Annotated in this window: 12 protein-coding genes and 1 pseudogene; 10 read left to right on the top strand and 3 right to left on the bottom strand. The window is 66.2% G+C overall.

Features of this window, described 5'->3' with window-relative positions:
* Nucleotides 1–18: 18 nt before the first annotated feature.
* The gene (serS, locus tag C5F44_RS08405) at nt 19–1,308 is read right to left on the bottom strand and encodes a serine--tRNA ligase (RefSeq protein ID WP_107673065.1); all 1,290 of its coding nucleotides are present in this window, start codon (nt 1,306–1,308) and stop codon (nt 19–21) included.
* 259 nt (nt 1,309–1,567) lie between these two features.
* On the opposite strand from serS, the gene yajC reads away from it, so the two are divergent.
* From yajC to C5F44_RS08425, 4 genes are read left to right on the top strand one after another with little or no spacing between them, the layout of a single operon-like run.
* On the top strand, nt 1,568–1,897 hold the full coding sequence (yajC, locus tag C5F44_RS08410; RefSeq protein WP_107673066.1) for a preprotein translocase subunit YajC: 330 nt from the start codon (nt 1,568–1,570) through the stop codon (nt 1,895–1,897).
* A 10-nt stretch (nt 1,898–1,907) separates the two neighbouring features.
* Nucleotides 1,908–3,575 (top strand): protein translocase subunit SecD, encoded by a 1,668-nt coding sequence (gene secD, locus C5F44_RS08415; RefSeq protein WP_107673067.1) that lies wholly within the window; start codon nt 1,908–1,910, stop codon nt 3,573–3,575.
* 13 nt (nt 3,576–3,588) lie between these two features.
* Complete coding sequence (secF, locus tag C5F44_RS08420) at nt 3,589–4,560, top strand: protein translocase subunit SecF (RefSeq protein WP_107673068.1); 972 nt, start codon at nt 3,589–3,591, stop codon at nt 4,558–4,560.
* A 34-nt stretch (nt 4,561–4,594) separates the two neighbouring features.
* The gene (locus C5F44_RS08425) at nt 4,595–4,951 is read left to right on the top strand and encodes an Mth938-like domain-containing protein (protein WP_107673131.1); all 357 of its coding nucleotides are present in this window, start codon (nt 4,595–4,597) and stop codon (nt 4,949–4,951) included.
* A 75-nt stretch (nt 4,952–5,026) separates the two neighbouring features.
* On the opposite strand, the gene C5F44_RS08430 is transcribed toward C5F44_RS08425, so the two are convergent.
* Entirely contained in the window at nt 5,027–6,013 is a 987-nt protein-coding gene (locus C5F44_RS08430; RefSeq protein ID WP_107673069.1) for an aldo/keto reductase, read from the bottom strand.
* A gap of 109 nt (nt 6,014–6,122) precedes the next feature.
* Here C5F44_RS08430 and ccmA point away from each other — a divergent pair, with 109 nt between their 5' ends.
* The 5 genes from ccmA to C5F44_RS08455 are packed head-to-tail and all read left to right on the top strand — an operon-like array spanning nt 6,123 to nt 8,879.
* On the top strand, nt 6,123–6,755 hold the full coding sequence (ccmA, locus tag C5F44_RS08435) for a heme ABC exporter ATP-binding protein CcmA (protein ID WP_107673070.1): 633 nt from the start codon (nt 6,123–6,125) through the stop codon (nt 6,753–6,755).
* Nucleotides 6,752–7,408 (top strand): heme exporter protein CcmB, encoded by a 657-nt coding sequence (gene ccmB / locus C5F44_RS08440; RefSeq protein WP_107673071.1) that lies wholly within the window; start codon nt 6,752–6,754, stop codon nt 7,406–7,408. The genes ccmA and ccmB overlap by 4 nt, the downstream gene beginning before the upstream one ends.
* Nucleotides 7,409–7,463: 55 nt before the next feature.
* Nucleotides 7,464–8,195: a heme ABC transporter permease gene (locus tag C5F44_RS08445; RefSeq protein ID WP_107673072.1), complete on the top strand. Its 732-nt coding sequence runs from the start codon at nt 7,464–7,466 to the stop codon at nt 8,193–8,195.
* Nucleotides 8,195–8,356, top strand: a complete 162-nt coding sequence (gene ccmD, locus C5F44_RS08450; RefSeq protein WP_412917535.1) for a heme exporter protein CcmD — start codon at nt 8,195–8,197, stop codon at nt 8,354–8,356. The genes C5F44_RS08445 and ccmD overlap by 1 nt, the downstream gene beginning before the upstream one ends.
* Nucleotides 8,349–8,879, top strand: a complete 531-nt coding sequence (locus C5F44_RS08455; protein ID WP_235822571.1) for a DsbE family thiol:disulfide interchange protein — start codon at nt 8,349–8,351, stop codon at nt 8,877–8,879. Before ccmD ends, C5F44_RS08455 begins: the two co-directional genes overlap by 8 nt.
* A gap of 90 nt (nt 8,880–8,969) precedes the next feature.
* Here C5F44_RS08455 and acnA read toward each other — a convergent pair whose 3' ends face one another.
* On the bottom strand, nt 8,970–11,738 hold the full coding sequence (gene acnA, locus C5F44_RS08460) for an aconitate hydratase AcnA (protein ID WP_107673073.1): 2,769 nt from the start codon (nt 11,736–11,738) through the stop codon (nt 8,970–8,972).
* 280 nt (nt 11,739–12,018) lie between these two features.
* Between acnA and C5F44_RS08465 the strand changes: the two are divergent.
* Nucleotides 12,019–12,666, top strand: a pseudogene (locus tag C5F44_RS08465) (DUF1223 domain-containing protein); the annotation flags it as partial.
* Nucleotides 12,667–12,703: the final 37 nt, after the last annotated feature.

Consider the following 12,703-nt stretch of genomic DNA (forward strand, 5'->3'; position numbering starts at 1 on the left):
GGCACGCATACCGGGGTGTCAGATCAGCTCGCCGCTGGCCGAGATGCGGGTCTTGCCGCCCAGATAGGGGTGCAGCACCGTCGGCAGATCGACCGAGCCGTCGGCCTGCTGGCCGTTTTCCAGCACGGCAATCAGGCAACGCCCGACCGCCAGACCCGAGCCGTTCAGCGTGGCCACGAAATCCGGCTTGCCGCCGGCGGGACGGAAGCGCGCATTCATCCGCCGCGCCTGGAAGGTGCCGCAGGTGGAGACGCTGGAGATTTCGCGGAACCGATTCTGTCCCGGCAGCCAGGCTTCAAGATCATGGGTCTTCTGTGCGCCGAACCCCATGTCGCCAGTGCAGAGCACGATGGTGCGATAGGGGATGCCCAGCTTTTCCAGAATGGCCTCGGCGCAGCGCGTCATGCGGTCATGTTCGGCCAGCGCGGTGTCGGGGGTGCAGATCGTCACCATCTCGACCTTTTCGAACTGGTGCTGGCGCAACATCCCCGTGGTATCCTTGCCGGCGCTGCCGGCTTCCGAGCGGAAGCACTGGGTATGGGCGGTCATGCGGATCGGCAGACGGGCTTCGTCCAGAATGTCGCCCGCGACCGAGTTGGTCAGCGTCACCTCGGCGGTGGGGATCAGCCACCAGCCGTTGGTGGTCTGGTAGCTGTCTTCGGCGAATTTGGGCAGTTGGTTGGTGCCATACATCGCCTCGTCCTTGACCAGGACGGGGGTCCAGGTCTCTTGCAGGTCGTGGTCTTCGATATGGGTGTCCAGCATGAACTGGGCCAGCGCGCGGTGGACGCGGATCACCGCGCCCTTCAGCACCACGAAGCGCGCGCCCGACAGTTTCGCCGCCGTCTCGAAATCCATTCCCGGTTTCACGCCCGGAATTTCGAAATGTTCCAAGGGCTTGAAGTCGAAGCTGCGCGGGGTGCCCCAGCGGCGGATTTCCACGTTGTCGTCTTCATCGGCGCCATCGGGCACCTCGTCCAGCGGCAGGTTGGGCAGGCGCATCAAGAGGTCGCGCAGGCGCGCGTCTTCCTCGGCCGCCTCGGCGGTGAGGCGGGAGATTTCGGCCTTCTTCTCGGCCACCAGGGCGCGCAGGCGTTCGAATTCGGCATCATCGCCGCGCGCCTTGGCGGCGCCCACCTCTTTCGAGGCGCGGTTCTGATCCGCCGTTGCAGTTTCGGCGGCCAGAATTTTGGCGCGGCGGTCGGCATCCAGCGCCAGCAGTTCGGGCGAGGCGGGGGGCAGGCCGCGGCGGGCAAGGGCCGCATCGAAGGCGGCGGGGTTTTCGCGGATCTGGCGGATGTCGTGCATGGCGTTGGTCTTTCGGCCCGATGGGATCGGGGCGGGTTATGCCAGAAGGGCCGGGTCTGGGAAAGGGCGGTTGTCCGGGGCCGGCGTGGCGCGGCGGGGCTGCGTTCACGCGCTGTTCAGGGGGCGGCGGGCCGGGGCAGGGGGCTTGCACGGCCCTGCCTCTGGCATCGGGCGCGAAAACACCTTACATGGGCGCAAACCGACCCGGCCCGCAGCCCTGCCAAGGGGGAGGCGCCCGTGTCCGCCAGAGAGGTGATCCATGTTCGCAACCCCCGCCTTCGCCCAGGCCGCCGGCGCCCCCGGTGCCGCTTCCGCCCTGACCAGCTTCATGCCGCTGATCCTGATCTTCGGGATCATGTATTTCCTGCTGATCCGTCCGCAGCAAAAGAAGCTGAAAGAGCACAAGGCCATGGTCGATGCGCTGCGCCGGGGCGACCAGATCGTCACCCAGGGCGGTATCCTGGGCAAGGTGGTGAAGGTGCAGGAAGACGGCATCGTCGAGGTGGAAATCGCCGATGGCGTGAAGGTCAAGGTGATGCGCCACACCATCGCGACCGTGCTGAACAAGACCGAACCCGCCGCAAGCTGAGGCACGCACCATGACCCCGACCGCGCTGTGGAAGCGCCTTCTGATCCTTGCGGTCTGCCTTTGGGGCGCGATTGCCGCAATGCCCAATGCCTTCTACGGCCGGGTCGAAACGCATAATGACGCCGCCGCCGCCATCGAAAAGGCCGGCGGCGTGGCGACGCCCGAGCAGAACGCTGCGCTGGCCGAATGGCCTTCGTTCCTGCCGTCCTCGCTGATGCCGCTGGGGCTGGACCTGCGGGGCGGGGCGCACCTGCTGGCGCGGGTCGAGGTGCAGGATGTCTACAAGGCGCGGATCGACGGGCTGTGGCCCGAGGCCCGCGATGCGCTGCGCAATCTGCGCGACCAGGTCGGCGCCGTGCGCCGCGCGCCGTCGCCTGAGGACGAGCTGCGCATCACGATTTCCAACCCGGCCGGGATGGAGGCCGCGCTGGCCGCCGTGAAGGCGCTGGCGACGCCGGTCTATACGCTGACCGGCGTGGGCGCGAACGACATCGACGTGACGGCGGAAGGCAGCGACATTCTGGTGAAGCTGTCCGAGGCCGAACGGACCGCCTCGGACGACCGCACGGTGCAGCAAAGCCTTGAGATCATCCGCAACCGGGTGGACGAGGTGGGCACGCGCGAACCGACGATCCTGCGTCAGGGCAGCGACCGCATCCTGATTCAGGTGCCGGGCATCGGATCGGCGGCCGAGCTGAAAAGCCTGATCGGCACCACGGCCAAGCTGACCTTCAACCCGGTGATCCGCACCACCACGGATGCCGGTGCCGACCCCGGCCCGCGCAACCTGCTGCTGCCGGCGCGCGAACAGCCCGGGCTTTACTACATTGTCGAGGAAACGCCGGTGGTGACCGGCGAGCAGCTTGTCGATGCCCAGCCGTCGTTCGACCAGAACGGCCGCCCGGCGGTCAGCTTCCGGTTTGACGGGGCAGGCGCGCGCAAGTTCGGCGACTATACCGCCGCAAATATCGGCGCGCCTTTCGCCATTGTGCTGGACCAGCAGGTCATTTCGGCCCCGGTGATCCAGAGCCACATTCCCGGCGGCAACGGCATCATCACCGGGAATTTCAATGTCGAGGAATCGACCGAACTGGCGGTGCTGCTGCGCGCGGGCGCCCTGCCGGCCAGCCTGACCTTCCTGGAAGAACGCACCATCGGCCCGGAACTGGGCGCCGATTCGGTGGCCGCCGGCAAGACCGCCGCGATCATCGGCATGGTGGCGGTGGTGGCCTATATGGTGGCCTCCTATGGCCTGTTCGGCTGGTTCGCCAATGTGGCGCTGGCGGTGAACGTGTTGCTTCTGGTGGCGATCCTGTCGTCGATCGGGGCCACGCTGACGCTGCCCGGCATCGCCGGCATCGTGCTGACCATGGGCATGGCGGTTGACGCCAACGTGCTGATCTTCGAGCGCGTGCGCGAGGAACTGCGCGCCGGGCTGAGCCCGCCACGGGCCATTCAGGCCGGGTTCGAACGGGCCTTCTCGGCCATCATGGACGCCAACCTGACGGGGCTGCTGATCGGGGGCATCATGTTCTGGATCGGATCGGGCCCGGTGCGCGGCTTTGCCGTGACCATGACGCTGGGGATCATCACCTCGATGTTCACCGCCGTCTATGTGACCCGGCTGGTGATCGAGATCTATATCAACCGCAAGCGTCCGAAGACGATTGTGGTCTGAGGGAGAAAAGCACATGGCCTGGCGTCTGAAACTTGTTCCCGAAAAGACCAGCATCGACTTTTTCCGCTGGCAGTGGCTGACCTTCGGCCTGTCGATCTTCCTGATGGTGGCCTCGCTGGGCATCGTCGCGGTGAAGGGGCTGAACTTTGGCGTCGATTTCCTGGGCGGCACCACGATCCGCACGGAATCGACCACGCCGGTGGATGTCGGCGCCTATCGGACGGCGCTGGCGGCGCTGGATGTGGGCGATGTCACCATCACCGAGGTGACCGACCCCAGCTTCCGCGATGACCAGCATGTTGCCCAGGTGCGCCTTGGCGCGCGCGAGGGTGAAGAGGCGGTCACGCCGGAAGTGATTTCCGAGGTTGAGGCCGCGCTGAAGGCGCATGATCCGAACGTGATCTTCGCGTCCGTGGAATCGGTTGGCCCCAAGGTCAGCCAGGAGCTGATCTGGAAGGCGCTGCTTGCCGTGGCGGCCGGGTCTTTTGGCATCATGCTTTATGTCTGGATGCGGTTCGAATGGCAGTTCGCCGTGGGCACCGTGGCATCGCTTCTGCATGACGTGGTGGTGACGGTCGGGATCTTCTCGCTGTTCCAGCTCAAGTTCGACCTGTCCATCGTGGCGGCGCTGCTGACCATTCTTGGCTATTCGGTCAACGATACCGTGGTGATCTTCGACCGGCTGCGCGAGAATCTGGCCAAGTACAAGACCATGCCGCTGCGCGAGATGATGAACCTGACGGCCAACGAAACGCTGAGCCGGACGATCATGACCTCGACCACGACGCTGATCGCGCTGATCGTGCTGCTGATCTTTGGTGGCGACGTGATCCGGGGCTTTGTCTTCGCCATGGTTCTGGGGGTGTTCCTGGGCACCTATTCCACGCTCTACATGGCCAAGAACATCGTGCTGATGCTGGGTGTCGATCGCGGCGACAAGCCGAAGAAGAAAGACAACAGCGAATTCGCCAACGTCGATGCCTGAAGTTGGGCCTGAACCGGGGCCTGAACCGGGGGGCCTGCGCCTGACCGAGGTCAGCTATGGCTCGGCCCTGCCCATCGAGGGGTACGGGCCGGGCTTTTTCCGGGTTGGGCCGCATGTGCTGCGCGGGGCCTGCCTGATTACGCCCTGGGATGCCGGGCCGTGGGCGGGGCTTGAGGATACCGCCACGCCGCTGGCGCTGGCGGGGCGGATCGACGTGCTGTTGCTGGGCATGGGCGCGCAGATCGCCCACCCGCCGCGCGCCTTCCGAGAGGCGCTGGAGGCGGCGGACATCGGGGTTGAGGTCATGGCCTCACCCGCCGCGTGCCGCACCTACAACGTGCTGCTGGGCGAAGGCCGCCGCATCGCCGCCGCGCTGCTGCCGGTGGGGTGAACGCCCGGAGGTTTCAAGAACTCCGGCCCGGACCCATGGAAGGGTCCGGGCCGATTTCCTTGAAGAAACCGGATCTTACCACAGGTGGTGGACGTGCGGTGCCACCAGCCGGTCATAGACCGCGCGTGCGGCTTGCAGGGTTTCGGCCGGCAGGGGGGCCAGCGCATCGGCCGCCGCATTTGCCTGGGCCTGCGCGGCGGATTTCGCGCCCGGAATGACCACGGTCACCGCCTGTTCCATCAGAATCCAGCGCAGCGCGAAGGCGGCCATGCTGGCGCCCTGCGGCACCAGCGGGCGCAGTTCCTCGACCGCTTCCAGCGCTACGTCGAAGGGCACGCCCGAGAAGGTTTCGCCCTTGTCGAAGGCCTGACCGTCGCGGTTGAAGCTGCGGTGGTCATCGGCGGCGAAGGTGCTGGCCGCGGTCATCTTGCCGGTCAGCAGCCCCGAGGCCAGCGGCACCCGCGCGATGACGGCCACGTTCGCGGCCTGCGCCTCGCGGAAGAACACCTCGGCGGGGCGGGGGCGGAACAGGTTGTAGATGATCTGCACCGACACCACGCCGGGGTGGTGCAGGGCCTGACGTGCCTCGTCCACGGTTTCGACCGAGACGCCGTAATCGGCGATCCAGCCGCGCGATTTCAACTCATCCAGCGCATCGAAGGCGCGGGACGAGAAATAGACCGGCGTCGGCGGGCAATGCAGTTGCACCAGATCCAGCCGGTCCATTTGCAGGTTGTGGCGCGAGCGGTCCACGAAGGCGGCCAGATGGTCCAGATCGTAGCCTTCGGCCACATGCGGCGACAGCCGGCGCCCGGCCTTGGTGGCCACGAAGGGCCGTGCGCCACCGCGTTCGGCCAGCACCTTGGCGATGATCCGTTCCGACCGGCCGTCGCCATAGACATCGGCGGTGTCGATGAAGGTCATGCCCGCATCAAGCGCGGCATGGAGCGCGGCGCGCGCCGCATCCGGCGACACTTCGCCCCAGGTGCCGCCGATGGCCCAGGCGCCAAAGCCGATGCGGGTGACGGTCCGCCCCGTGCGGCCAAAGGAATTGCTGTGCATCGCGGGTCTCCTCACGTTCCTGCTGGCGGCAGAGATAGCGGTAACGGGCGGGGCTTTCCATGGGGCAGGGGGTTTTGTGCCGGGCCGCTTTGCGATACGGCTGTGCCCCATGGATTTCGTGGTTTCCGATCTGGCGGTGGCGCGCGGCGGGCTGGTCGTGCTGCAGGGCGTGGGCTTCCGGTTGCAGCCGGGGCGGGCGCTGGTGCTGCGGGGGCCGAACGGCGTGGGCAAGACCACGCTGCTGCGCACGCTGGCGGGGCTGCAACCCGCCGTGGCGGGCACGATTTCGGCGCCGCCGGAAAGCCTGGCCTATGCCAGCCATGCCGACGGGTTGAAGGCCGTGCTGACGGTTGCGGAGAACCTGGCCTTCTGGGCGGCGGTCTATGGCACCGGCGCGGCGGCGGTGGCGCAGGCCTTGCAGCGGATGAACCTTGCCGCGCTGGCCGACCGCCGCGCCGCCAACCTGTCGGCAGGGCAGAAGCGCCGGCTGGGCCTTGCGCGGCTTCTGGTGACGGGCCGCCCGATCTGGGTGCTGGATGAGCCGACCGTTTCGCTGGATGCGGCCTCGGTCGCGCTGTTTGCCGATGTGATCCGCGCGCATCTGGCCGGTGGCGGGGCGGCGCTGATGGCCACCCATATCGACCTTGGCCTGCCCGAGGCCGAGGTGCTGGACCTGTCGCCGTTCCGGTCGGACGGCGCGGCGCCCGCCGTGGCCGGCGGCTTTGACGAGGCTTTCGCATGATCGCGCTGCTGGTCCGCGATCTGCGCCTTGCCTTCCGTGCCGGGGGTGGCTTTGGCCTTGGGCTGGCCTTCTTCCTGCTGGTCGCGGTGCTGGTGCCGCTGGGGGTGGGGCCGGAGGGCGGCACGCTGGCCACCATTGCCCCCGGCATCCTGTGGGTGGGGGCGCTGCTGGCCTGCCTGCTGAGCCTTGACCGCATCTTCGCGCTGGATTTCGAGGATGGGTCGCTGGACCTGCTGGCCACCGCGCCGCTGCCGCTGGAAGGGGCGGTGGCCGTGAAGGCCGCGGCGCATTGGCTGGTGACGGGCCTGCCGCTGACGCTGGTTTCGCCGGTGCTGGGGCTGCTGCTGTTCCTGCCGGCCGATGGCTATTTCTGGCTGGTCGTCTCGCTGGGGCTGGGCACGCCGGCGCTGAGCATCATCGGCGCCTTCGGGGCCGCGCTGACCGTGGGGCTGAAGCGCGGCGGGCTGCTTCTCAGCCTGCTGGTGCTGCCGCTTTATGTGCCGACGCTGATCTTCGGGGCCGAGGTGGTGAAGCGCGGCGCGATGGGCATGGACCCTGGCACCCCGCTGGCGCTGCTGGCCGCGATCACCGCCGGATCGGCCGCCTTGCTGCCCTTTGCCGCAGCCGCGGCGATCCGCGTCAATTTGCGGTAGCCCGCGCACATGTTATTGAGTTGAGCCCGCCCCTTTCGCCAAGTAACGGAACATCATGTCGATCTGGGAATACGCCAACCCGAAGAAGTTCATGCAGACCTCGGCCTGGGCCTTGCCCTGGGTGACGGGGCTGACCGTGCTGTGCCTGGGCGTCGGGCTGGTCTGGGGCTTTTTCTTCACGCCGGACGATTACAAGCAGGGATCAACCGTCAAGATCATGTTCCTGCATGTGCCCGCCGCGATGATGGCGATCAATGCCTGGGTGATGATGCTGGTGACCAGCCTGATCTGGGTGATCCGCCGCCACCATGTCAGCGCGCTGGCGGCCAAGGCGGCGGCGCCGGTGGGCCTGACCTTCACGCTGATCGCGCTGGCGACCGGCGCGCTGTGGGGCCAGCCGATGTGGGGCACCTGGTGGGCCTGGGACCCGCGGCTGACCAGCTTCCTGATTCTTGCGCTGTTCTATCTGGGCTATATCGCGCTGTGGAACGCGGTCGAGAACCCCGATACCGCCGCCGACCTGACCTCGGTCCTGTGCGTTGTGGGATCGGTCTTCGCGCTGTTGTCGCGCTATGCGGTCAAGTTCTGGAACCAGGGGCTGCATCAGGATTCGACCATCCTCAAGGTGGGCGAGAAAGACCCGCTGGACCCGGCCTTCTATCAGCCGCTGGTGGTCTGCATCTTCGGCTTCATCTTCCTGTTCCTGGCGCTGGTGCTGCTGCGCACCCGCACCGAAATTCGCGCCCGCCGCCTGTCGGCGCTGGTGTCGCGGGAAAGGCTGGCCTGATGCCCGAGCTTGGGAAATACGCCTTCGCGGTGCTGACCTCTTACGGGGTGACGATCGCGCTGCTGGCTGGGGTGGTGCTGCTGTCGCTGTGGCAGGGCGCCCGGATGCGGCGTGCCCTGGCCGAGGTTGAGGCGCGGGCGTCGGAGGCTGTCGATGGCTAGGTGGATGATGGCGCTGCCGCCGGTGATCTTTGCCGGGCTGGCAGCCATGTTCTATGTGGGGATGCAGCGTGAAAACCCCGGCGAGCTGCACAGCGTCTTTATCGGCAAGCCCGCCCCGGTGCTGCCGGGGACCGGCCTGCCGGGGGTGACGCAATTGACCGATGCCGATCTGCGCAAGGGCGAGGTGACGGTTGTCAATTTCTGGGCCTCGTGGTGCCCGCCCTGCCGGGCCGAGCATCCGGTGCTGAAGGCGATGGCCGAAAAGGGCATCCGCGTCGCGGGCGTGAACATGATGGACAAGGAGGCCGACGCCACGGCCTATCTGGCCGAGGAGGGCAATCCGTTCTTCGCGCTGGCCACCGATCCGAACGGGCGCAACCGGGTGGAATGGGGTGTGACCAACCCGCCGGAGACCTTCATCGTCGATGGCGACGGGACGATCCTGTTCAAGTTCGTGGGCCCGCTGGTTGGCACCGATTACGAAAAGCGGTTCGTTCCCGCGCTGGAAGACGCGCTGAAATAGCCGCCGTTCCGCGCTACGGGCAGGGCAAGAGAAAAGGCCGGGGTTTCCCCCGGCCTTTCGTTTTCGTCCGCGCCTTGGCGGGGCAGCCTCTTACGAGGCCGCCAGATCGCGCAGCACATAATGCAGCACGCCGCCGTTTTCGACGTATTCGATCTCGATCGCGGTATCTATGCGGCACTTGATCTGGATGGTCTTGGTGGTGCCATCGGCATAGCGGATGGTGCAGGGCACCAGGCTGAGCGGTTTCAGATCGCCGTCCAGACCTTCGATGCTGATCACCTCGTCGCCCTTCAGGCCAAGGCTCTTGCGGGTCATGCCTTCGGTGAATTCGAAGGGGATGACGCCCATGCCGACGAGGTTGGAGCGGTGAATTCGTTCGAACGACTCGGCGATCACGGCCTTGACGCCCAGAAGGGCCGTGCCCTTGGCCGCCCAGTCGCGCGAGGAGCCGGCGCCGTATTCGATGCCGCCGAAGATCACCAGCGGAGTGCCGGCTGCCTGATAGGCCATCGAGGCATCGTAGATCGAGGTCTGCTGCCCGTCCGGCCCAAGGGTGTAGCCGCCTTCGACGCCATCCAGCATCTCGTTCTTGATGCGGATATTGGCGAAGGTGCCGCGCATCATCACCTCATGGTTGCCGCGACGCGAACCGTAGGAGTTGAACTCGCTGACGGGCACCTGACGTTCGGTCAGGTATTTGCCGGCCGGCGTGGTGGGCTTGAACGACCCGGCCGGGCTGATGTGGTCGGTGGTGATCATGTCGCCCAGAAGCGCCAGAACGCGGGCGCCTTCGATGTTCCTGATAACGCCCGGCGTCTTGGACATGCCGCGGAAATAGGGCGGGTTCTGGATGTAGGTCGAGGAGGCCGGCCAGTCATAGGTTTCCGAGTCGGTCACCTTGACGCCCTGCCACTTGGCATCGCCCTTGAACACGTCGGCGTATTTCTTCTGGAACGCCTCGCGCGTGACCACCGCATGAACGATGTCGGCGATTTCCTTGTTCGTGGGCCAGATGTCGCGCAGATAGACCGGCTTGCCATCCTTGCCGGTGCCAAGCGGGTCTTTCGTCAGGTCGATGTTCATGTCGCCGGCCAGGGCATAGGCCACCACCAGCGGCGGGCTGGCCAGATAGTTGGCGCGCACGTCGGGGCTGATGCGGCCTTCGAAGTTGCGGTTGCCCGACAGGACGGCGGCGGCGACCAGATCGCCTTCGTTGATCGCCTTGGAAATCTCGGGCTGGAGGGGGCCCGAGTTGCCGATGCAGGTGGTGCAGCCGTAACCCACCAGGTTGAAGCCCACGGCATCCAAGTCTTCCTGAAGGCCGGCGGCTTCAAGATATTCGGACACGACCTGCGATCCGGGCGCCAGCGAGGTTTTCACCCAGGGCTTGCGGTCCAGCCCGAGAGCGCGCGCCTTGCGCGCCACAAGGCCCGCGCCGACCAGCACATAGGGGTTCGATGTGTTGGTGCAGGAGGTGATCGAGGCGATCACGACCGATCCGTCGCGCAGCTTGTAATCCTGGCCTTCGACGGCGGCCGAGGACAGGCCGAAGTGATCGCCGGGCAGATCGGCCGGGGCAGGGTGGCCGCCTTCGGACACCATTTCGGCCTTTTCCAGCTTGGGCGCTTCGGGGGCCTTGCGGATACCGCGGATATAGTCACCGAAGGCGGACGCGGCGCCGGAGAGCGGCAGGTAATCCTGCGGGCGCTTCGGACCCGAGATCGCCGGAACGATGCTGCCCATGTCGAGATGCAGGGTGCTGGTGTAGATCGGTTCGTAATCCGCGCCGCGCCACATGCCGTTGGCCTTGGCATAGGCCTCGACCAGAGCGATCCGCGATTCGTCGCGGCCCGTCATGTGCAGGTAGCGCAGGGTTTCATCGTCGATCGGGAAGAAGCCGCAGGTGGCGCCGTATTCCGGGGCCATGTTGGCGATGGTTGCCCGGTCGGCCAGCGGCAGGCGGTCAAGGCCGTCGCCGTAGAATTCGACGAACTTGTTGACCACGCCATGCTTGCGCAGCATCTGCACGACCTTGAGCACCAGGTCGGTGGCGGTGGTGCCTTCCACCATCTGGCCGGTCAGCTTGAAGCCGACGACTTCGGGGATCAGCATGGAAACAGGCTGCCCCAGCATCGCCGCCTCGGCCTCGATCCCGCCGACGCCCCAGCCCAGGACGGCCAGGCCGTTGACCATGGTCGTATGCGAGTCGGTGCCGACCAGCGTGTCGGGGTAGGCCACCAGGTTGCCGTCCTGGTCGGTGTCGGTCCAGACCGTCTGCGCCAGGTATTCCAGGTTGACCTGGTGGCAGATGCCGGTGCCTGGGGGCACCACGCGGAAGTTGTTGAAGGCGTTCTGGCCCCATTTCAGGAACACGTAGCGTTCCATGTTCCGCTCATACTCGCGGTCGACGTTCATCTGGAAGGCGCGGGGGTGGCCGAATTCGTCGATCATCACCGAATGGTCGATGACCAGATCGACCGGGTTCAGCGGGTTGATCTTCTGCGCATTGCCGCCCAGGGCCTTGATGCCATCGCGCATCGCGGCCAGGTCGACCACCGCGGGGACGCCGGTGAAATCCTGCATCAGCACGCGGGCGGGGCGATAGGCGATCTCGATCGGGTTCTGGCCGCCCTTCTTGCCCCAGTCGGAGAAGGCCTTGATGTCGTCCACGGTGACGGTCTTGCCGTCTTCGAAGCGCAGCATGTTTTCCAGCACCACCTTGAGGCTGGCCGGCAGCCGGGAAAACTCGCCCAGACCGGCGGCTTCGGCGGCGGGGATCGAGTAATAGGAAACAGTCTGTCCGCCTGCGGTCAGCGTCTTGCGGGTTTTCTTGCTGTCGTGTCCGACGGTGACGGTCATCTATCTGGCTCCGTGGCTGGGGGCGTCTGGAATATTCGCTGCGTTTCCGGGGTGATCCGGTCGAGTCCCGATCATTGTATACAAATGTATGCCAAAAATCCAGACCCGATTCAATGCCCGCTGCGGGCCGATTCGCAGCAGGACGTGATGTCTTCACGCCTAACACTCGCAAAACCTTGATTGGAAGGGCAGGCTGGCCTTTCCTATAAGCAATCAACTGGATCAGGGGACCGGTAAGACTATGATGCGACAATTGGTCAGCGCCGCCTGCGGCCTGTGGATGGCTGCGGCTGCCACGGCACAAGCGGAAAATGTCGTCATCGTCGAGCTTTACACCTCGCAAGGGTGCTCGTCCTGTCCGCCTGCCGATGATTTCGTGGCAGAGCTTGCCGCCCAGCCCGGCGTTCTGCCGCTGTCGCTGCATGTCGATTACTGGGATTACATCGGCTGGGAAGACAAGTTCGCCCAGCCGCGCTTTACCGACCGGCAGAAGGCCTATGCCCGGGCCGTGGGGTCGCGCACCATCTATACGCCGCAGTTCATTGTCGGCGGGCTGGACCGGGTGGAAGGCTATGACCCGGACGAGACGGTGGAACGTCTGGGGCGGCACAGGGCGCTGGTCAGCCCGGTGACGCTGCATGTGGAACGGCAGGGGGAGCGGCTGGTGATCCGGGCCGAGGCCAGCCCGGCGCTGACCACCCCGGTGCGGGTGCAACTGGTGCGCTACATGCCGGAAGAGACGGTGACGATCGAACGCGGTGAAAACGCCGGCCGCACCATCACCTATCGCAATGTGGTGACCAGTTGGGAACTGCTGGGCGAATGGGCGGGGACCGGCCCGCTGGATGTGATGGCCGATGCGCCGGGCAGCGAACCGGCGGTGGTGATCCTGCAAAGCGAAGGCCCGTCGCTGATTCTGGCCGCCGCGCGGCCGGACCCGGTGCAGAAATCCGAAAGCGACGCCG

The organism is Fuscovulum blasticum DSM 2131, assembly GCF_003034965.1.
In the GTDB taxonomy this organism is placed as follows: Bacteria; Pseudomonadota; Alphaproteobacteria; order Rhodobacterales; family Rhodobacteraceae; genus Pseudogemmobacter; species Pseudogemmobacter blasticus.

What these genes read in the sequence shown, in the direction of transcription:
- serS (WP_107673065.1), bottom strand. Translation starts at nt 1,308, where the DNA reads ATGCACGACATCCGCCAGATCCGCGAAAACCCCGCCGCCTTCGATGCG.
- yajC (WP_107673066.1), top strand. Translation starts at nt 1,568, where the DNA reads ATGTTCGCAACCCCCGCCTTCGCCCAGGCCGCCGGCGCCCCCGGTGCC.
- secD (WP_107673067.1), top strand. Translation starts at nt 1,908, where the DNA reads ATGACCCCGACCGCGCTGTGGAAGCGCCTTCTGATCCTTGCGGTCTGC.
- secF (WP_107673068.1), top strand. Translation starts at nt 3,589, where the DNA reads ATGGCCTGGCGTCTGAAACTTGTTCCCGAAAAGACCAGCATCGACTTT.
- C5F44_RS08430 (WP_107673069.1), bottom strand. Translation starts at nt 6,013, where the DNA reads ATGCACAGCAATTCCTTTGGCCGCACGGGGCGGACCGTCACCCGCATC.
- ccmA (WP_107673070.1), top strand. Translation starts at nt 6,123, where the DNA reads ATGGATTTCGTGGTTTCCGATCTGGCGGTGGCGCGCGGCGGGCTGGTC.
- ccmB (WP_107673071.1), top strand. Translation starts at nt 6,752, where the DNA reads ATGATCGCGCTGCTGGTCCGCGATCTGCGCCTTGCCTTCCGTGCCGGG.
- C5F44_RS08445 (WP_107673072.1), top strand. Translation starts at nt 7,464, where the DNA reads ATGTCGATCTGGGAATACGCCAACCCGAAGAAGTTCATGCAGACCTCG.
- ccmD (WP_412917535.1), top strand. Translation starts at nt 8,195, where the DNA reads ATGCCCGAGCTTGGGAAATACGCCTTCGCGGTGCTGACCTCTTACGGG.
- C5F44_RS08455 (WP_235822571.1), top strand. Translation starts at nt 8,349, where the DNA reads ATGGCTAGGTGGATGATGGCGCTGCCGCCGGTGATCTTTGCCGGGCTG.
- acnA (WP_107673073.1), bottom strand. Translation starts at nt 11,738, where the DNA reads ATGACCGTCACCGTCGGACACGACAGCAAGAAAACCCGCAAGACGCTG.